16 protein-coding genes and 4 pseudogenes are annotated in these 18,676 nt (G+C 58.8%); 5 read left to right on the top strand and 15 right to left on the bottom strand.

What is annotated here, in order from left to right:
* Nucleotides 1-72: 72 nt before the first annotated feature.
* Complete coding sequence (locus tag ACRESJ_RS29140; RefSeq protein ID WP_086793482.1) at nt 73-498, top strand: EamA family transporter; 426 nt, start codon at nt 73-75, stop codon at nt 496-498.
* Between the two features lie 6 nt (nt 499-504).
* Here ACRESJ_RS29140 and ACRESJ_RS29135 read toward each other — a convergent pair whose 3' ends face one another.
* A complete protein-coding gene (locus ACRESJ_RS29135) occupies nt 505-1,302 on the bottom strand; it encodes a sulfite exporter TauE/SafE family protein (protein ID WP_431760965.1) in 798 nt (265 codons plus the stop codon).
* Nucleotides 1,303-1,488: 186 nt separating this feature from the next.
* Here ACRESJ_RS29135 and nhaA point away from each other — a divergent pair, with 186 nt between their 5' ends.
* A complete protein-coding gene (nhaA, locus tag ACRESJ_RS29130) occupies nt 1,489-2,691 on the top strand; it encodes a Na+/H+ antiporter NhaA (RefSeq protein WP_431760964.1) in 1,203 nt (400 codons plus the stop codon).
* 112 nt (nt 2,692-2,803) lie between these two features.
* Here the strand turns inward: nhaA and ACRESJ_RS29125 are convergent, their stop codons facing one another.
* The 9 genes and pseudogenes from ACRESJ_RS29125 to ACRESJ_RS29085 all read right to left on the bottom strand — a co-directional run bounded on the left by ACRESJ_RS29125 (nt 2,804) and on the right by ACRESJ_RS29085 (nt 11,023).
* Nucleotides 2,804-3,337 carry an NUDIX hydrolase gene (locus tag ACRESJ_RS29125; RefSeq protein WP_431760963.1) on the bottom strand — a complete coding sequence of 178 codons (534 nt, stop codon included), beginning with the start codon at nt 3,335-3,337 and terminating at the stop codon, nt 2,804-2,806.
* 92 nt (nt 3,338-3,429) lie between these two features.
* A pseudogene (locus tag ACRESJ_RS29120) lies at nt 3,430-3,741 on the bottom strand (universal stress protein); the annotation flags it as partial.
* Between the two features lie 466 nt (nt 3,742-4,207).
* Complete coding sequence (locus ACRESJ_RS29115; protein WP_431760962.1) at nt 4,208-5,644, bottom strand: tyrosine-type recombinase/integrase; 1,437 nt, start codon at nt 5,642-5,644, stop codon at nt 4,208-4,210.
* 274 nt (nt 5,645-5,918) lie between these two features.
* Nucleotides 5,919-6,989: pseudogene (locus ACRESJ_RS29110) on the bottom strand (tyrosine-type recombinase/integrase); the annotation flags it as partial.
* Nucleotides 6,990-7,441: 452 nt separating this feature from the next.
* Nucleotides 7,442-7,636, bottom strand: coding sequence for a hypothetical protein (locus tag ACRESJ_RS29105; RefSeq protein ID WP_431760961.1), 195 nt, complete (start codon nt 7,634-7,636; stop codon nt 7,442-7,444).
* Between the two features lie 125 nt (nt 7,637-7,761).
* A complete protein-coding gene (locus ACRESJ_RS29100; RefSeq protein ID WP_431760960.1) occupies nt 7,762-7,902 on the bottom strand; it encodes a hypothetical protein in 141 nt (46 codons plus the stop codon).
* A 228-nt stretch (nt 7,903-8,130) separates the two neighbouring features.
* Nucleotides 8,131-9,000, bottom strand: coding sequence for an alpha/beta fold hydrolase (locus ACRESJ_RS29095; protein ID WP_431760959.1), 870 nt, complete (start codon nt 8,998-9,000; stop codon nt 8,131-8,133).
* 81 nt (nt 9,001-9,081) lie between these two features.
* Entirely contained in the window at nt 9,082-9,870 is a 789-nt protein-coding gene (locus tag ACRESJ_RS29090) for an SDR family NAD(P)-dependent oxidoreductase (RefSeq protein ID WP_431760958.1), read from the bottom strand.
* Nucleotides 9,871-9,922: 52 nt separating this feature from the next.
* Nucleotides 9,923-11,023 carry an alkene reductase gene (locus ACRESJ_RS29085; protein ID WP_431760957.1) on the bottom strand — a complete coding sequence of 367 codons (1,101 nt, stop codon included), beginning with the start codon at nt 11,021-11,023 and terminating at the stop codon, nt 9,923-9,925.
* Nucleotides 11,024-11,172: 149 nt separating this feature from the next.
* Here ACRESJ_RS29085 and ACRESJ_RS29080 point away from each other — a divergent pair, with 149 nt between their 5' ends.
* A complete protein-coding gene (locus ACRESJ_RS29080; protein WP_431760956.1) occupies nt 11,173-11,760 on the top strand; it encodes a TetR/AcrR family transcriptional regulator in 588 nt (195 codons plus the stop codon).
* A 9-nt stretch (nt 11,761-11,769) separates the two neighbouring features.
* Here ACRESJ_RS29080 and ACRESJ_RS29075 read toward each other — a convergent pair.
* From ACRESJ_RS29075 to ACRESJ_RS29055, 5 genes and pseudogenes are all read right to left on the bottom strand, one after another.
* Nucleotides 11,770-12,051: pseudogene (locus tag ACRESJ_RS29075) on the bottom strand (XdhC family protein); the annotation flags it as partial.
* Nucleotides 12,051-12,248: pseudogene (locus tag ACRESJ_RS29070) on the bottom strand (c-type cytochrome); the annotation flags it as partial. The pseudogenes ACRESJ_RS29075 and ACRESJ_RS29070, both read right to left, overlap by 1 nt.
* 56 nt (nt 12,249-12,304) lie before the next feature.
* Complete coding sequence (locus ACRESJ_RS29065) at nt 12,305-14,563, bottom strand: molybdopterin cofactor-binding domain-containing protein (protein ID WP_431760955.1); 2,259 nt, start codon at nt 14,561-14,563, stop codon at nt 12,305-12,307.
* Nucleotides 14,563-15,018, bottom strand: a complete 456-nt coding sequence (locus ACRESJ_RS29060) for a (2Fe-2S)-binding protein (protein WP_431760954.1) — start codon at nt 15,016-15,018, stop codon at nt 14,563-14,565. Before ACRESJ_RS29060 ends, ACRESJ_RS29065 begins: the two co-directional genes overlap by 1 nt.
* Before the next feature lie 88 nt (nt 15,019-15,106).
* On the bottom strand, nt 15,107-16,039 hold the full coding sequence (locus ACRESJ_RS29055) for an AraC family transcriptional regulator N-terminal domain-containing protein (RefSeq protein WP_431760953.1): 933 nt from the start codon (nt 16,037-16,039) through the stop codon (nt 15,107-15,109).
* 160 nt (nt 16,040-16,199) lie between these two features.
* Here ACRESJ_RS29055 and ACRESJ_RS29050 point away from each other — a divergent pair, with 160 nt between their 5' ends.
* Entirely contained in the window at nt 16,200-17,249 is a 1,050-nt protein-coding gene (locus tag ACRESJ_RS29050) for an NAD(P)-dependent alcohol dehydrogenase (RefSeq protein WP_431760952.1), read from the top strand.
* A 131-nt stretch (nt 17,250-17,380) separates the two neighbouring features.
* Nucleotides 17,381-18,577 carry an MFS transporter gene (locus ACRESJ_RS29045; protein WP_431760951.1) on the top strand — a complete coding sequence of 399 codons (1,197 nt, stop codon included), beginning with the start codon at nt 17,381-17,383 and terminating at the stop codon, nt 18,575-18,577.
* Nucleotides 18,578-18,676 lie beyond the last annotated feature (99 nt).

The following is an 18,676-nucleotide window of genomic DNA, read 5'->3' as shown; positions in this document are numbered from 1 at the left end:
CTACAGCGCTGAGGTGGGGATAATCCCCACCTCAGCGGCCCTACTCATCAACTGCTTAGGTGAATTGTGCGCATGGAAAAATGGATGGCGTATGCCTTTGTCTCAATGTTTTTTGCCGGGTTCACTTCTGTAATTGCCAAGATGGGACTCGCCGGGATTTCAGGCGAACTCGGTCTGACAATCCGCACGCTATTTGTGTGTGCTTTCGTCCTTATATTCGCTGCTTGGGCCGTTCCTACGCATGAGGTTGCGAGCGTCACTAGCCGAAACCTGTCCTGGCTTGGGCTGTCAGGTGTCACCACAGCATTATCCTGGATTTTTTATTACAAGGCGCTAAAGGTAGGGGATGTTGCCACGGTTGCATTGATCGACAAGGGCAGCGTAGTCGTTGCGATGTTGCTAGCCGGACTGGTGCTTCGAGAAGTTATCACTCTGCGCATGATTGCCGGGGCCGGTCTCATCATCGCTGGCCTATTAGTCATCGCCAAGAAGCCCTGACAGAAGTTAGCCATGACGCCAAACCTTTACAGAGGAGACGAGAAGGATGGCTGCGAGCAAGGGAAGCAAATATGTTGTCGGAATCAGCCCGAGCAACTGACCTCCAATGAAAGTCCCCAAGATAGAGCCGACAGCCATTATAAGAATGAAGGGGCGTTGAGCTCGTATGATGGAAAAGCTCTGGTCACGACTGTAGCGTGTAAACCCTACGATCATCGTAGGCAGGCTCACAGCAAGGGAGAGACTGCCAGCGAGTTTAACGTCAGCCCCAAACAGCAGAACGATTGTCGGTATTAAAAGCTCACCACCTGCGACCCCCATCAAAGCAGCAACCACGCCTATTCCGAACCCTGCCGCGATTCCCGTGATAGCCAGGGCTACTCCATGAAACAACGGGATACCCGAGGTGCTCGCCTCATGTCCGAGCAGCAAGGCTACGGCGATACCAACAAGCAGGACAGCCAGAACGCGGTATAGCGTTTTACTTTTGAGCTGGGTAGCCCATCCAGCTCCGAGCCATGCGCCGACGAGGCTTCCCGTTAGCAGCGTAACAATGATGTCCCAACGCTCGAAAACCTGTGCATAGGGGACACTGAAAGCGCGGAACGGTAAGGCTGAGGCGACCACCACCAAGCTCATTGCCTTGTTGAGGATGATTGCCTCCAAGGCGCCAAATCCAAACAGGCCAATGAGCAAAGGCAGCCTGAACTCAGCACCGCCCAACCCGATCAGACCACCTAAGGCTCCAATTACAGCGCCGCTAGTGAAGACAGCGGGTTTTGCTCTTCTTTCCTTCGGCGCCATTGATTGCCCCAACCCTGAGTTTTCGGTCTTTAATTTTGCACGTCAATACACCCGGACTACCGCATCTATCGAGGAAAGAAACGTTCCTAGCCCTTCGCTACAACTGTTTCAGATTGTTTGCTGAGTCGTTAAAGATATGGCGCGGCTGTTAAAATACTCAGTCTGGTTTTAAGTGCAAGGACAGTGATGAAAGACCATAAGATCCCCGTGGAAACTCCTAGAGCGGCTGCAATTTTGGCTCGTTTCCTGTCGTCGGAGTCCGCCGGCGGTCTTGTCTTGATGGGCGCCGCCCTAGCGGCGTTGATTGTGGCTAATTCGCCTCTTTCCCAAAGCTACTTCTCTGCACTGCACAGCGTCTGGTTAGGCTTGTCGGTTGAGCATTGGGTCAATGACGGCCTGATGGCAATTTTCTTCTTGATGGTCGGATTAGAGATCAAAAGAGAAGTCCTAGCGGGCGGGCTATCTACATGGGGCCAACGTGCACTTCCAGGCTTTGGCGCCATTGGCGGTATGGTTATCCCTGCGCTGATCTACATCGCAGTCAACTGGGGTAATTCTGAGACTTTGAAGGGGTGGGCTATCCCAGCCGCTACCGACATCGCATTCGCCTTGGGCGTCTTGTCGTTGCTGGGGAAGCGAGTTCCTACGTCGCTGAAGGTCTTCCTCGCTGCCTTGGCGATCATTGACGACCTGGGGGCTGTGGTCATAATTGCCTTTTTCTACACCACTGGTCTTTCCATGCCGATGTTGCTGGCATCGCTCGCAACTCTGGTCATTCTGATTGCAATGAATCGACTGGGCGTCAGACGATTGCTCCCATATTTGCTGGTCGGCGGTGTGCTGTGGTTCTTCGTGCTGCAATCGGGAGTGCATGCCACCCTTGCGGGTGTGGCTGTAGCGCTGTGCATCCCAATGGGCAAGCCTGAAGAGGAAGCCCGGTCTCCACTGCTATTCCTAGAGGAAAAGCTGCATATGTGGGTAGCGTTCGCTGTGGTGCCGATTTTTGGCTTCGCCAATGCGGGGGTTTCACTGTCCGGTATTTCCATGGAAAACCTGGTCGATCCGGTTCCGCTGGGTGTAGCTCTGGGGCTGTTGCTGGGCAAGCAGGTCGGCATTTTCCTATTGGCTGCTTTGGCCATTCGTATGGGCTTGGCCAAACTGCCGGAAGGCAGCAATTGGGCACAGCTTTACGGCGTTGCGCTCTTGTGTGGCATCGGCTTCACCATGAGCCTATTCATCGGAAACCTGGCGTTTGCTGGATCAGCTCACCTGATTGACGAGGTAAAAGTCGGTGTGTTGATCGGTTCGACCTTGGCTGCAATCGGTGGAGTCCTGATTTTGCGACGCAACGCTGCGCCCGCCATTGTCGCCGCCACGGTTTCTAAATAAGCGTAAGCGAGCCGGCCACGGAGTTTCTCCCTGACAGAAATCCTGTGGCCGGAACATCGTCTCGCGAAGTGAGGTCATCGTGCTTTACGCCACAAGCTGCTGAGATAGCCCCTCAAAGGCTGATTGGCGGCATCAACTCGGACGCGACTTTTTTCAGCATGAACGTTTCGCGCTGAATTGACTGCCCCATCGATGACTCCTGACGCTGCATCACTGCTTCGTTGTGCGATATGGCCTCATACAGGTTGATCCAGACAGGCCGCATACCATTAGCGATCTCGTGGCTTTCCATTCTCACGGACTTTAGTTCGGGCGCTACTTCGCATTGATAAAAATGCGAGGTCATGTGCATCAGGTCATATTCTGGTTTCCAGTAGGGCCGGTACTCCTCGATGTAACCGTAGTGCTGGAGCACCTGTATTTCACGAGCACCAGTCTCTTCCTCAAGCTCACGCTTCAGGCCTGTGACAATGTCCTCGTCACCATCAAGGCCGCCTCCAGGAAAGCTGAAATCGTTATAGCGCTCGGTGAACAGCAACAGGATCTGTTCATCCCGCATCACGATGCCGCGTGCTGCATGTCGACGGAATACTCTGCCCTGTTTGGATTTCAGCTCGGGGTGAACAATTTCGGTTATGAGTTGCATGTGGTCTCGTTACGGCAAGATCAGCTAGTCATCGTCCAGGGTGGCCATGGCATTTCCGCAGTTCTGGAAATACCGTGGCCAGTGGAACTGGCTCAGCGAAGCAGCAATACGGGTAGAGTGGCTGTTCGCAGCATCGTTGTGGTCGTACTGCCTACCAAAAACTGCCTGATGCGTGAGTGCCCATAGGCACCCATGACCAGCAAATCAATGCCGTGCTCTGCTTGATAACCGTGCAGAGCCGACTCAACGTCTCCTTGTCGGATCTCTGCATGGACTACGAAGCCTGATGAGAGAAGCATGCTTCTGGCTTTTTCCAGCGCCTCTCGATTTCCTTCCGAGTCAACACTAACCATAACAAGATGAATGGGTAGGCCTTCGCAAAGCTGGCTGGCGGCAAGCTGTTGGCGCTGACATGACTTTGACCCAGGCTGCTGATTTTGACTGACCCATATGGCGGTTCTGAAATCCCACGCATGACCATTGTCTGCTGAGTACTCGGTGGGTTAATGAGTTCCGGCTGCTGATTTTGACTGACCTAAATTCGGTCTCTGAGATCCCGCGCAAAGACATCGTTTACTAAGTATTCGGTAGGGTCAATTATTTCCGGCCCCCTGGGTCAATATCGCATCAGCGCCAACATACTGAGTGCGGAGAGTTCGAGGTTCGAAGGTTTCCCTAGGAAAAGCAGAATGAAAGCTCATGGGTGTTTGCCATACTTTTTCGAACAGTTCCGCAACGGTGAAGCTCACGAATGTGTACATGCAGTCGGTCACCTTTGCTCATCGCGAATTTAAGGTCACAACGCCGGTTGTCGCGGATGTTAAGTTCCTGAGAGCGCTGGGTGCAACAACCCTATGAGGGTGTTCGCGTCTATGTCGCCGCGTACGCTGGAAAAGACAACTTCGACTCGTTTGGCGTGTGCTCGTAGGTCGAGGACAGCACCGCACTGAGTCGATCGCCCAGCAGGTTCCAGGCGTTTTTCTTCTCGTCGGCATAGTCGTGATGCAGGTAATGGCGCCTCACCCGAGAGCCGGCCAGCACATGGTTTTGGCAGCGATCGATGACATCCAAGCTAACGCCTAAGGCTTGCATCATGGTCGCCCCCGTACGGCGCAGGTCATGCGGAGTCCAGTCGCCGTTTTGGCCGTCGGCAAGGACCAGGGTATCGTCATGGCACCGTCTGGAGAGGGCCTTGCGGTTTTTGAACCGAGCCTGGCGATCACCGACCTGTTTACTCACCACCTTTACGTCCACATGCCCATCATCCTGCTTGCTGGGAAAGCACCATTGCGAGTCGCCCGTCAGGATTTTGAGTTCCTGAAAGAAATGCAGGGCGAAGGGGGAGAGGAAGACATGGTGGTCTTGTTTTTTGCCACGGGTGCCTTTGACATTTTCGCTGGGGAGGAACCAGGTCTGCTGGTCTAGATCGACATTTTTCCATTCGGCCTGCAGCAACTCGCCAATCCGGCACAAGGTGCCCAGGCTGATCCAGAGCGCAAGCTGTGTTTCCTTCTTTAGCGGTCGAATGCCGTCGTATTTTTGGCCCGCGGGGAGGGCGTCGTAATCGGCAGTCATTTGCTGGAAGCGGGTGTGCAGTTCCAACAGCTCAGCCGGGGAAAGGATCCGGCTTCTTTCCGCTTCGTAGTCGGCAGGGATCAGGGGGGAGATGTCGACCAGCTCAGTCGGATCACCCTCAACCAGTAACGCCCGCCAAGGTTGGCGCTTTCTAGCCCAGCTGAACATCTGAGTGAGGTCGGCGAAGAAACTGATGGCTTGCCGGTGAGCGCCGCGGTTGATCACGGCCCGGATCAGCGCCCGAACATCGTGTTCGGAAACATTGTTCACCGCGGTCCTGCCAAGTGCCGGGAATAGGTCCTTGTTAAAACGGCGCTGCAACTCGGCATTGCCGTCTTTGCGCGCGACGCCATCCAACAGCCAGGCGCTGGCCAGATCCTGGACGGTCAGCGTTTGCACCTTCGTCGTTATTGCATGTTCGGCCTCTACGTTAGCTGCGGCGTATGCCTGTGCCTTGGCGGTTTTCTTCTGCTCGTTGGGATTGATCTGCTCATCGATGAGCGCCCTAGCCTGGTTGCGGGCCTTGCGGATGTCCGTCAGGGATTTGCGTGGCCAGGACCCGCAGGCGTATTCTTTGTTCTGGTCGCCCCACCGATAGCGATAGAAAAAGCTGACCGACACGCCGTCCTTACGCAGGGAAATTCGACCCGCGAGATTGCCATCCTCCCGGAGGATCCGGCCGGCATCATTGGCGGTCAGCGACTCGAGTTCTTTGATGGTGATTTTGGCCATGAAATGGACTCCCCCTACTTTTACCCCCACAAAAACGTCGGCTCTTGATGGACGTTACTGGACTCTCGTAGAGCAGAACACCGCTGGAGCTCAAGTAAATACTAGCTTAGAAAAATCCAGAGTGAAATTTCGGAGTCTTTCAAGAAGTATGAAAAAGGAGATGGGGGGCTAGGGGTCGAGTGTTCGAATCACTCCGTCCCGACCATATTTTTCAATGACTTAGCCCAATCTTTTCAGGTTGGGCTTTTTCATGCGCAGGGAGTTTTGCGGGGGTTCATCCTGTTTTCCTCCTCAGAATGGTCAGAGCCGGCCCGCGTGAATCCGTCGCTGACACTTTGTTTGCCTCCACAATCAACTGCTCAAGCTCTGCTGTAGAATAGTGGCTCGTAACGCTGCCATTCTTGTACCCCAAGAGCGCCTTCCGATCTTCCAGTGTCACGCCCGCTGCACGAAGCCTTCTGCCGAAGGTGTGCTTGAGGTCGTGAACTCTGATCGATCTGAACCCATGGTGTGCCGGTGATTTGTGTTCCATTTCCCACTTCGCCGCCGCTCTCACCCTGGCCTTCTTCCACGCTGTGTCATTCATCCGGTGCATTGGGGGCGGACCGCGCTCGTCCGGCTGCTTGTACGGGAAGACATACTTCGAATGCAGGCCGCGCTGACCATCGATGACAGACATCGCCACCTTGTTCAGCACCACCAACCTTTCGTCACCGTTCTTCACACCAGATTTTTCATTTCTCCCGCCGAAGTCAGCCGGGATTAGGAACACACTTGCTCCAAGCTCCGGCACTCGGATTTCCCAATCCCATTGAAGCTTGCAGACTTCCTGCTCCCGGCAACCCGTGTTCACCTTGTAGAGCGACATTCTCAACAGGTGATCAGGAATCTCCGAAAACAGCATCGACTGCTCCGCCCATGACATGGGGTAGGGCTTCCTGCTCGACTTCTTTTCCTCCAGCATCGAGATCATCGGCACGCTATCCAGCCACGGCCGCTTCTGTGCGTCTCGCCACTTCCTGTGGCACAGGTTCAAGATCCGCACGACACGCTGTAACGCGATGCTCACCGTCCGTTTTGAGACGCCTGGTTTGACCTTCCCCTTTTCGTTCATCGTCGGCTTCTGCCTGTCCCGCTTGAAAGCAGCCAGGGTTCCATCATCTATATGGGTGATCGGCAGATCCCCGATGTACGGGTCCAACTGCTCGATGTGCGAGGCGGACAGGCCGATTGAGGCTTGGTCCTTGAACTCCACCAAAAATCGGGTGGCGGCCTCACGCCAGGTTCGCACCTGACGCACACCATAGACCTTTTCCTGCCTGAGCTTTTCCAGGCGGTGAATCATCCCGGCACATGCCGAGGTAACCGTAAGCCTCGCCGGCGCGAATGAAGCGTGGGAGGATTGGCGCGACCTGGGCCGCGCGGCGATTGGACATAGGAATTCTTCCCCGCCGTTTACAACCAGGTCTATGGTTTAAACAAACAGATTTTGAGTGGGGGTGGTGATGCGAAGGGCTTTTCGAAACACCGTGTTCGTCGTCGGGCTTCCAATGGCAATAGTTGGACTCGGCGTTTGCCTGAACCAACTACTGTGGGGTCGGAGTGTCGGTTACTTGGCTTTTGGTGTTTTTGTCTCAGGGTGCACTATGTTGCTGATTGGATGGATGCAGAGGAACAATTGATGTTGCCGCCCGCCGTACACCGGCAGGCTCTTGTGTGGGGTAGGGGTTAGGCGTTGTCTGCGATGTCGGCTTCGGCCATCTCGCAAAAGAACGAACAGGCCGGGATCTTCTCGTTTCACCGCACTGGGCCGTCGCCGAGGTCGCGCAGGGAGAAACGCACATTGGTAGTTCGGTTGCGGAACAGGTAGGAGCCTTCGCCCAAGTCGTCCTGGATCCGGCACAGCCCCTCGAACTGATCCGGGAAGTCTTGGCGGATTGCCCGGAATGTTTCCATGTGTCGAGCAATCTGCGCTTGAGCAGCTTGGTACATGGCGCACCGTACTGGTTCTTCATGTACCGCTCGCGCCGAAACACCTCTTGGGCGTCGGCCCCATACTTCTCATCCCGCAGCTGAACTGACACACGATCCTGTTCATTTCTTCAGGTCATGGGCGATCAGTCTGGCAAGTTAGTGTTGCTGACCAACCCGTTGCGCTTGGCAAAGACGTCCTTGAAAAACGCCATCGCTGAAAACGCATTTGGCCAGCCTGCCGTGAGCAGAGCCGCCAACGCGATGAAACAAATTTCCCTTTGCATGGTTCCCCTCCATAGGCAACTTGTTGAACGGTCAGGCATCACCCGCTGGCGGGGTCCTCTACGGCATTGGTGCGGCCCTGCCAGTGACGAAGCAGCAGAAGAGCGGCCACATCATCAACGTTTCGTCCGTTGCCGACCAGTCAGGTCTACTGACAACTCGGCAGCCTGGAGCCCGCTGTAGCGATCCAGACGCCCGGTAGCGCGTTGCGGTGTTGCTGCGTGGCGTGGTCAGGCATCGAGGAACGTCTGTGCCTTGGCCACAAAGTCAGCGTGATGCTGGAAAATGCCGCCGTGCCCGGCATCCTCATAAATCACCAGTTGTGCGTTGGGGATACGCTTGGCCAGCTCAAGCGAGTTAACGCTGGGCACCATGATGTCGTTGTCGCCGTTGATGATCAGTGTCGGCGTCCATAAGCGCCCGAGGGCTTGCGGCGCCTGTTTGCCCCACGCGGTGATGGCTTTCAACTGCCGCAGGAAAGCGTTGGGCGTCGGGCCTTTGTCGCGATTTCTTTTGCGTGCTTGCAGACGCTGAAGATATTGCGAAGCGGCTCGCCGGCCATTGGGCGTCGAAGTGAAGAACAGGTAGAACTTGGGATCGCGCAGGGTCAGCAAGCCTTTGAGGATCAATGGCCACGACACCGAGCCTACCTTGTCGATACCGGTGCCGCCGGCCGGCCCGGTGCCGGTCAGAATCAACCGGCGCACCAGGCCCGGCGCTTTCAGGGCGATGTCCTGAGCGACGAAGCCGCCGAGGGAGAAACCGAGCACATCAACGGTTTCCAACCCCAGCGCCTGGATCAGCTGGATGGCATCGTCAGCCATTTCGCCGACGGTCAGTGGTGCGGTTCCACCCGAGCCGCCGATGCCGCGATAGTCGGTGGTAATGACGCGTCTGGTTTGTGCCAGGCCATCGATGATCGCGGGGTCGAAGTTGTCCAGCACTGCGCCCCAATGGTTGAACAGTACGAGAGGTACACCAGTTGCGGGGCCAGTGTCGCGATAGGCAAAGCGAACGCCATTGGCCGTGATCGACTGGTTCGCCGCGTTGATGAACGACGTCGGCGAACCCGAAGGGGGATTTGTCTGCGTTGGATTCATTGCTACTCCGGACAGCGGTCGGATTAGATGCAGTGCCTTGCGCCTGCATCGAATCCGGCGCGAATGCTCGCTACCAAAAGATCACTGTGGGGTCTGGTAGCGCTGGGCAACCGCAGACTGGCGGATTTGTCCCAGCAGGCCCTGACGTGCGCCCTGCAGTTCATCCCAGCGTTCAGCTTCTTGCAGCGGCGGGATGGTCACGGGTTCGCGACGATCGAAACCGACCAGTGCGGCATCCACCAGATCGTCCACTTCCATGATGTCGTTCAAGGTGTTGATGTCGACGCCGGAGCGATCCCAGATCTCCGTGCGGGTGGCGGCGGGCAACACGGCCTGCACGTAGACGCCCTGAGGCGACAGTTCCAGGCTCAGGCCCTGGGAAAGGAACAGCACAAATGCCTTGGTCGCACCGTAGACCGACATGCCGAACTCCGGCGCCAGGCCCACCACCGAGCCGATGTTGATGATCGCACCGTCGCCTGCTTTGGCCAGGCGTGGGGCGATGGCGCTGGCGAGCCGTACCAGTGCCGTGGTGTTGAGGGCGACCAGTTGCGCAACGCTGTCGGTGCTTTGATCGACGAAGTGACCGGACAGCGCGGCGCCGGCGTTATTGACGAGGATGCCGATACGGGCGTCGTCGCGCAGGCGGCTTTCAACGGTGGTCAGATCGCCGAGTTGGGTCAGGTCCGCCGCAATGACATCGACGGCGACGTCGTGTTCGCTGCGCAAGCGGGCCGCAAGTGCGTCCAGGCGTGCCTGGTCTCGAGCGACCAGTACCAGATCGTGGCCCCGTTGCGCGAAGCGCTCGGCGTAGATGGCACCAATGCCGGTGGAGGCGCCAGTGATGAGAACAGTAGGGTGAGTGCTCATGGGTTAACTCTCTTTCAGGATGTGTGAAACAGAACGCGCGATCACTGAGGGTTCAGCTCGCTGTGGCGCCCGATTCAGCCAGCGTCGGGTAGTCGATGTAGCCAGCCGCACCGCCGCCATAGAGAGTGGCGGGATTGAAGGCGGACAGCGGCGCGCCACGTTTGAGGCGCTCCACCAGATCCGGATTGCCAATAAACGGGCGACCGAACGCGATCAGGTCGGCCTGGTCTTCGGCGAGCTTCGCAGTCGCCAGGTCCAGGTCATAGCCGTTGTTGGCGATGTAGGTGTTTTTGAAGCGCTGGCGCAGGGCGCCGAAATCGAAAGGCGCCACATCGCGCGGGCCACCGGTCGCGCCTTCGACCACGTGCAGGTAAACCACGCCGAGGGCGTCGAGTTGCTCGACGACGTAATCGAATTGCGCCTGCGGATCACTGCTGGAAACACCATTGGCGGGTGACACCGGCGACAGGCGCACACCGGTGCGATCCGCGCCGATTTCATTGATGACGGCCGTCGTCACTTCGAGCAGCAGGCGCGCACGATTTTCAATCGAACCGCCGTAAGCATCGGTGCGTACGTTGGCGCTGTCCTTGAGGAATTGATCCAGCAAGTAGCCGTTTGCACCGTGAATCTCCACGCCATCGAACCCGGCGGCGATCGCGTTGGCCGCGGCCTGGCGGAAATCGGAAACAATCCCCGGCAGTTCGCTGATGTCCAGTGCGCGCGGCTCGGAGACGTCTTCAAAACGGTTGTTGACGAACACTTTGGTGGCGGCGCGCAGCGCAGAAGGAGCCACGGGCGCAACGCCGTTTTCTTGCACATCAACGTGCGACACGCGGCCGACATGCCAAAGTTGCAGAAAGATTTTTCCGCCCTTGGCATGGACGGCATCGGTCACTGCGCGCCAGCCGTCTATCTGCGCCTGCGTGTAGATCCCGGGGGTGTCCTGATAGCCCTGGCCCTGCCGGGAAATCTGCGTGGCTTCGCTGATCAGCAAGCCGGCGCTGGCGCGTTGGCTGTAGTAGGTGGCCGCGAACTCGCTGGGGACAAAGTCTTGGCGTGCGCGGTTGCGTGTCAGCGGCGCGAGGACGACTCGGTTCGACAGCGTGAGGCTGCCAAGGGTGTAGGGGGTGAACAGGTTCTGGTTGCTCATCTGGTATTTCTTCCGTGCCCGTTGATGGAGATCGATGATGCGTACAATTAGGATGATGATCGAAATCTAAACTGTCAACGGTTTTGATTATGATCAGCATCTATGTATGATTGGACGCAGGATTTCCCAGTGGACACGAGGTATTGCACGTGAGAGTGACCAAGGCCCAGGCGCAGGCCAATCGAGAGCACATCGTTGAAACGGCCTCTGAGCTGTTCCGTGAGCGCGGCTTTGACGGCGTCGGTGTGGCGGATCTCATGGCGGCTGCCGGTTTCACCCATGGAGGGTTCTACAAACATTTCGGGTCGAAGGCCGACCTGATGGCCGAAGCCTCGGCCTGCAGTCTTGGCAAATCGCTGACAGGCGCCCAGGCACTCGATGTTCCGGGCTTCATCGAGGTCTATGTGACGAGAGAGCACCGGGACGGACGCGGCAGCGGTTGCACCATGGCCGCGTTGTGTGGCGATGCAGCGCGTCAGTCGGACGATGTGAAAGCGACGTTTGCCGAAGGCATTGAACACACCCTGCAAACCCTGGGAGAAAAATATCCTGCGGGATCGGATGCCGAGGCGGGTGAGGGGCGAAAGAAGATGATCGACCTGCTGTCGCGGGCCGTCGGCGCGATTATCCTGTCGCGTGCCTGCCCGGATGATTGCGCGCTGGCAGACGAGATCCTTGAGGTGTGCCGCGCTGAAATGTTGGCTTCGTTGCCGGTCGATGACGTGGACGCGGTGTAGAAGGGCGGCTCATTCAGCGCGCGCTTTGGCCCTGGCGATTGAAAACGCTTTTGGAAGGCTGGCGCCATTCTTGGCGGCAAGGATCTCGGCCATCACGCTGACGGCGATTTCCGCAGGCGTCTTGCTGCCAATGTAGAGGCCGATCGGTCCGTGCAAACGCTCAAGCGACGCTTGAGTCTCACCAAAATGTTCGATTAGGCGTTCGCGGCGTAGCTGGCTGTTGCGCCGTGAGCCGATGGCTCCGATATAGAAAGCCGGGCTGTGGAGGGCTTCGAGCAGTGCCAGATCGTCGGCACACCGGCCGCCACCACACGCTGTGAGCCATTCAGGGTGATGTTGATCGCCGAGGCGCTCTCCTTGGCCAGTGCAGAGGTGGCCCCCGCCAGCGGCGGCATCCATTGCGATTGCCCCTTGCCGTCCAGGCCGTGGCACGAGGCACAGCGCGTCACGTAGGTGTGGGCGCCAGGAGAATCCAGGCGCGGCACTGCCAGCCAGCCAGCGGTTCTTGCGAATCGGCTGTCATTCATGGACGCTCCGGCGCTGATCAGGTGAAGGTGTGTCGGCTCATGGGCAGGCTGCGAACGCGCTGGCCGGTTAGCGTTGCCACCGCATTGGCGACGGCGGGTGCAACGGCGGGCAACGGCGGTTCGCCAATGCCGCCCATTTTTTCCCCGCTCTCGACGACACGAACGTGCACCCGTGCCATCCGCGCAGGTGGCAGGATCGGATACAAGTCGTAGTTGCGCGCCCGAGGCTTGCCATCCACCCACACTGATTCCTCCACCAGGGTCTGCGACAGCCCCAGCGCCACGGCGCCATTGACCTGAGCTTCGACAATCGCCGGATTGACGATGCTGCCCGGGTCAATCGCCTGCCAGATGTCGTGCACCTTGACCTGGCCGTTTTCGATGGACACCTCGGCGATCACGGCCGTCTGGGTACCGAACGGCGAAGCCATTGCCACGCCTCGGGCACGTTTGGTGCCGTCCTCAGCGGTAAACGGCCCGCGCTGCCAGCCTCCGGACAGTTCCCCTACCGCCTGCAACAGCGTGGTCAGCCGTTTGTTGTCACGCAGCAAATGCAGGCGCAGTTCGAACGGGTCCTTGCCGCCCTTGTCGGCGAGTTCGTCAAGGAACGATTCATAGAAAAAATCGTTGAGGGAATTGCCCACCGAACGCCAGTAACCCAACATGGCCGGACCTTTGACGTAGATCTGCGCGATGCGCTTGTTGGGGATCGCGTAGGACTTGCCCGACAACCCTTCAAGCGCCGTAGGGTCGAGCTTTTCCCCCTGCTTGCCGGCGATGGCCTCGGTCGGTCCTTCGGTGGCGCTGATTGCTTCGATTGCCAGCGGCCAGCCATCGTTGTCCAGCGCGGCGCGGAAATTCACCGCTGCAACGGGACGGAGCACGTCACGCAGGAACTCTTCCTCTCGACTCCAGATCAGTTTGACCGGGCGGCCAACCGCCTTGGACAGCGCGATCGCCTGCGGATAGGGACTGGCTGAGTCGTAGAGGAAATGCCGACCGAAGAATCCACCCAGCAGCGGTGAATGCAAGGTGATGCGCGACGGATCCAGGCCCGTGCGTTTGGCGATGTCGGCACGGAACATGTCCGGCGCCTGATTAGGCAGCCAGACCTCCAGCGAGCCGTCCGGATTGAATCTGGCCAGCGCAGAAGGCGGCTCCAGTTGCCCGTGGTTCAGGTATTGATTGTGGTAAGTGGCGTCGATTCGGGTCTTGGCACCCGCCAGAATCGAAGCAACGTCCCCTTGTTTTTCATCATCTCTGGCGGGCGCTTTTTCTTCAGCGAGTCGCTTGAGCCAGGCATCGCTGGAAAAGTCGGCCGGCATCGTCCGCACGTTGCTGTTGCCCGTTGGCTCTTGCCAGTCGACCTGAATCGCCTCGACGGCACGTTTTGCGTGCCACCAGCGCTCGGCGACCACGGCCACGGCACCCGCAAGACGATGCACGGAATGCACGCCTTTCATCGCCTTGACCTGGTCCTCGTTGCGCAGGTTGCCCACTGTCATACCCAGGCGCGGGGCATGTTGAACGGCTGCGTGCAGCATACCGTCGACCTTCAGATCGATGCTGTAGAGCGCCTTGCCCGTGGACTTGTCGTAGGCATCGACGCGCTTGACCGGTTTGCCGATCCAGCGGAACTGGCTCGGATCACGCAGTTGCACAGAGGCAGGATCGGGAACCGGCAGATCCATCGCACGCTCGGCCAACTCCCCATACGTCAGCGAGCGGCCCGACACGGCATGCAGCACTTTGCCAGGCTCGGTGCTCAATTCACTCACCGGCACCCCGAGCTTCTGCGCGCCCGCCTGCAGCAGCATGGCGCGGGCAAGGGCGCCGAGGCGGCGCATGACCGGGTAACTCATGCGTACCGACATGCTGCCGCCTGTGATGCGCATGCCGTTGTCCATGACCACATAGGCCTCGCCAGGCGGGGCGGCTTCAACCAGGAAGGTCGCCGGGTCGGCATCCAGCTCTTCACCGACGATCTGTGCCATGGCGGTGAACGTACCTTGTCCGCCTTCCATGAACGGGCAGAGCAGGCGCACGCGATTGTCCGGGCGGATTTCCAGAAACGCCGGGACCTGCGTGCCGCGCTCGGCAGTCGCAGTCGCAGTCGCTGCTGCAGCTTGCACGCGTGTCGCACCGAGCGGCAGTCCGAAGCCGAGCACCAGTGCGCCCACGGCGGTACCGGTCAGGAAACGTCTGCGCGATAGATTGACTGGATCGTGCAGAGCCAGCGCTGATGCTTGCAGAGAAGGGTCGATAGGAACGTTCATCATGCCTCTCCCTTGCCGGCAAGCTCATGCACGGCGGCATGAATGGCGTTGTAAGTGCCGCAGCGGCACAGATTGACCATCGCCGTCTCGATCTGCGCGTCGCTCGGCTTGGGGTTTTGTTTGAGCAGTGCCGTGGCAGCCATCACCTGCCCGGACTGGCAGTAGCCGCACTGGGCGACCTGAAGATCGACCCAGGTCGAGACGACCCGCTTGCCCACTTCATCGGTTTCGATGGCCTCAATGGTGGTGACCTCCCGACCGACCACGCCAGCCACCGGCGTGACGCACGAGCGCACCACATTGCCGTCCACCAGCACCGAGCAGGCGCCGCACTGCGCAAGCCCGCAGCCGTACTTGGTCCCGGTCATGCCCAGATCATCGCGGATCACCCACAGCAGGGGCGTATCGGCGTCGGCATCGACCTGATAGGTCTTCTGGTTGATTCGTAGTTCCATGGCTCACCCGTTTGATCATCGGTTGACGTGCATTTTTATAAGCGGTGACACGCAGCGAGGCGCCTCACTGGTAAACCTTGTCTTTTACTTAACTGGCCGCGTGGCCGAGCGCTTCTGCCTCGAATGGCTGTCCACGCAGCAGCGCCATGTCACGACTGGGCGCGGTGCCGAACAGGCGACCATATTCACGGCTGAACTGCGAAGGGCTTTCATACCCGACCGCAAACGCCGCCCGCGAGACGTCCAGGCGCTCGGTCAACATCAGCCGGCGGGCCTCGTTCAGCCGCAGCCATTTCTGGTATTGCAGCGGGCTCATGCCGGTGAGCTGGCGGAAATGATGGTGGAAGGTGGGAGTGCTCATCTGCACCCGCGCCGCCAGCTCATCGATGCGCAACGCAGTGGTGTAGTTGACCTTGAGCCAGTCGATGGCTTTGGCGATGCGATAACCCTGGCCATCCACGGCAATGATCTGTCGCAGCCGCGCCCCCTGATCGGTATTGAGCAGCCGATAGTGGATTTCCCGCAGGATCAGCGGCGCCAGCACCGGGATCGCTTCGGGCTCATCGAGCAAGGCCAGCAGGCGATCAAGGGCGCCTTCGAGGGCAGGCGACATGCTGCCAATGCCAGCGCCTGTGCTCATGGAGGGATGGCGCTTCGCAGGTAAACCACCCTTGCTGAGGACCTCGGCGAGCATGCCGACATCCAGTTTCAACACCAGCCCGACGCAGGGCTGTTCGGGACTGGCAAGCATCACCTCGGAGTTGGCGGGCAGATCCAGTGACGTGACCAGAAACCGCGACGGGTCGTAGCTGTAGCCTTCACCACCGACCCACAAGCGCTTTTCACCACGGCCCACCAGAATCAGGCTCGGTTCAATCATGCACACGGCGGGGGGCGCCGGCTGATCGCGACGAAACAGTGACAGGCCGGGAATAGACGTGGCGAAGTCGCCCGGTACGCTCACGCGCGGGTCAATGTTCAACGCCAGAGGCGATTCATGGCGCAGGGGGTTAGGGATCATGTGGGGTCGCTCCTGTTGACCGAACTCTAATCCGCTGCAGAGGCGTTTCCTATCCACCACCCTGCATCCTCAGAGGATCAGGCAAGCATTCAAGAGGAATGCACTAGGGCAGAGGCGGATCGACCGGGAGAATGTGTCGAACTGTTACAGGAGAGCCACTATGCAAGTCTTCGCTTATGGCGCCCATGCGGGCGATAAACCGCTTGAACCTCTGCGCATCACTCGCCGCGATCCAGGCCCGGAAGATGTGCAGATCGAGATCGCCTATTGCGGTATCTGCCACTCGGACCTGCACCAGGTGCGCGCAGAATGGGAAGGTACAAAATATCCTTGTGTGCCCGGTCACGAAATCGTCGGTCGTGTCACTGCGGTAGGCCAAAAGGTCAGCGGGTTCGCCCCGGGCGATCTGGTCGGCGTGGGCTGCATCGTCGACAGCTGCAAGCATTGCGAGGAGTGTGCTGAAGGCCTCGAGAACTACTGCGACGGCATGATCGGCACCTACAACTTTCCGACGCCGGACGCACCCGGCTGGACCCTCGGTGGCTACTCGCAGGCGATCGTTGTGCACCAGCGCTACGCACTGCGTATTCGTCACCCCGAGGCACAGTTGGCCGCCGTGGCGCCGCTGCTGTGCGCGGGCATCACCACCTGGTCGCCGCTGCGCCACTGGAATGCGGGGCCCGGGAAGAAAGTCGGCGTGGTGGGCATCGGTGGCCTGGGACATATGGGGATCAAACTGGCCCATGCGCTGGGCGCACATGTGGTGGCTTTCACCACGTCCGAGTCGAAACGTGAGGCTGCCAAAAGCCTTGGCGCCGATGAAGTGGTGGTTTCAAGCGATGCGCAGCAAATGGCCGCGCACCTGAAAAGCTTCGACCTGATCATCAACACCGTCGCCGCCCCGCACGACCTCGATGCCTTGCTGGTACTGCTCAAGCGCGACGGCGCGATGACACTGGTCGGAGCGCCGGCCTCGCCGCATCCATCGCCCAACGTGTTCAACCTGATCATGAAACGTCGCACCCTGGCGGGATCGATGATCGGTGGCATCGCGCAGACCCAGGAGATGCTCGATTTCTGCGCCGAACACGGCATCGTTTCGGATATCGAGCTGGTACGCGCCGAGCAAATCAATGAGGCGTACGAGCGCATGCTCAAGGGCGACGTCAAATACCGTTTCGTGATCGACAACGCGACACTGGCGCAGTGAAAGACAGCGCGTCCGGGTGCTTGTCCGGACGCCTACCGATTTCGGCAATTCGCGTAAACGAAGCGAACGACTCGTTCCTTCTTTTTTCAGCCAGCAAAACCATCACGCTTTTCGCACCACAGGTAGGTCCAATGACTTCTCGTTCTTCAGAAAAACGCGGCTGGAGCGCCGTGCTGGCCATGTCGTTGGCCGCATTCGCCCTGGTCGCTTCAGAATTCATGCCTGTCAGCCTGCTGACGCCCATTGCGGCAGAACTGCACATCACGCAAGGCCAGGCCGGGCAGGGGATTTCCGTCTCCGGTGCATTCGCCTTGCTCACCAGTCTGGTCATTGCCGCGGTTGCCGCTCGCGTTGAACGCAAGAAGCTGCTGCTGTGTCTGACCTTGCTGATGATCGTGTCTGGTACGGTCGTCGCATTCGCGCCGGGCTACCCCTCATTCATGTTCGGGCGTGCCTTGATCGGCATCGCCATCGGCGGTTTCTGGTCATTGTCGGCGGCGACAGCAATGCGCCTGGTGCCGCCTGATCAAGTTTCCCGAGCGCTGGCCATCGTCAACGGAGGTAACGCTCTGGCTACGGTAATCGCCGCGCCAGCTGGCAGCTTCCTTGGCTCGCTGATTGGCTGGCGCGGCGCATTCTTCTGTATTGTTCCAGTCGCAGCGCTTGCGGCCGTGTGGCTGCTGATAAGCCTTCCGTCCTTCAAGTCCGAGCGCCAGGCGGGGAGCGGCAACGCCCTGCGTCTGATGAAACAGTCGCCCGTCGCATTGGGAATGGTCGCCGTCAGCGTATTCTTCATGGGGCAGTTCATGTTGTTCACTTACCTGCGCCCATTTCTTGAGGTCGTCACCGGCGTCAGCGTTTCGACGTTGTCTTTCATGCTGCTGGGTCTGGGCCTTGCAGGTTTTATCGGGACCTTTCTGATTGAAAAATTCATCGGCAATGGCCTCTACCGCACGCTGACGGTGATCCCTCTGATAATGGCGGTCATCGCGCTGGCGCTGGTGAACTTCGGCGCATCGCCGTTGCTGACCGCAGTGCTGCTCGGTCTATGGGGGCTGGTCGCTACAGCTGCTCCCGTTGGCTGGTGGACATGGCTGGCGCAGACGCTCCCTGATGATGCCGAAGCCGGTGGAGGCTTGCTGGTGGCCATTGTCCAACTGGCTATTGCAGGAGGCGCAATTATCGGCGGCCTGGCATTTGATCTAAGTGGTTACAAAGCCACTTTCGAGCTAAGCGCAGCCGTGTTGGTCGCAGCTTCTTTACTCGCCTGGCTAGCGGGTCGTAGTGCCACTGAAGTCCATTTGACCGAATCGAACGCGACAGCTTGATGACATCAGAAGGTGTGCAGCGGATGGGATTTCGACATGAGAAGAAGTGACGCTCAATGGCGCACAGTTCATCGCTTCGCGATACCTCTAGGATTTTTC

It is taken from the genome of Pseudomonas sp. (assembly GCF_050739655.1).
Lineage (GTDB): Bacteria > Pseudomonadota > Gammaproteobacteria > Pseudomonadales > Pseudomonadaceae > Aquipseudomonas.
Note: the sequence above shows the minus strand (reverse complement) of the source record. Positions and strands in the feature narration are given on the sequence as shown.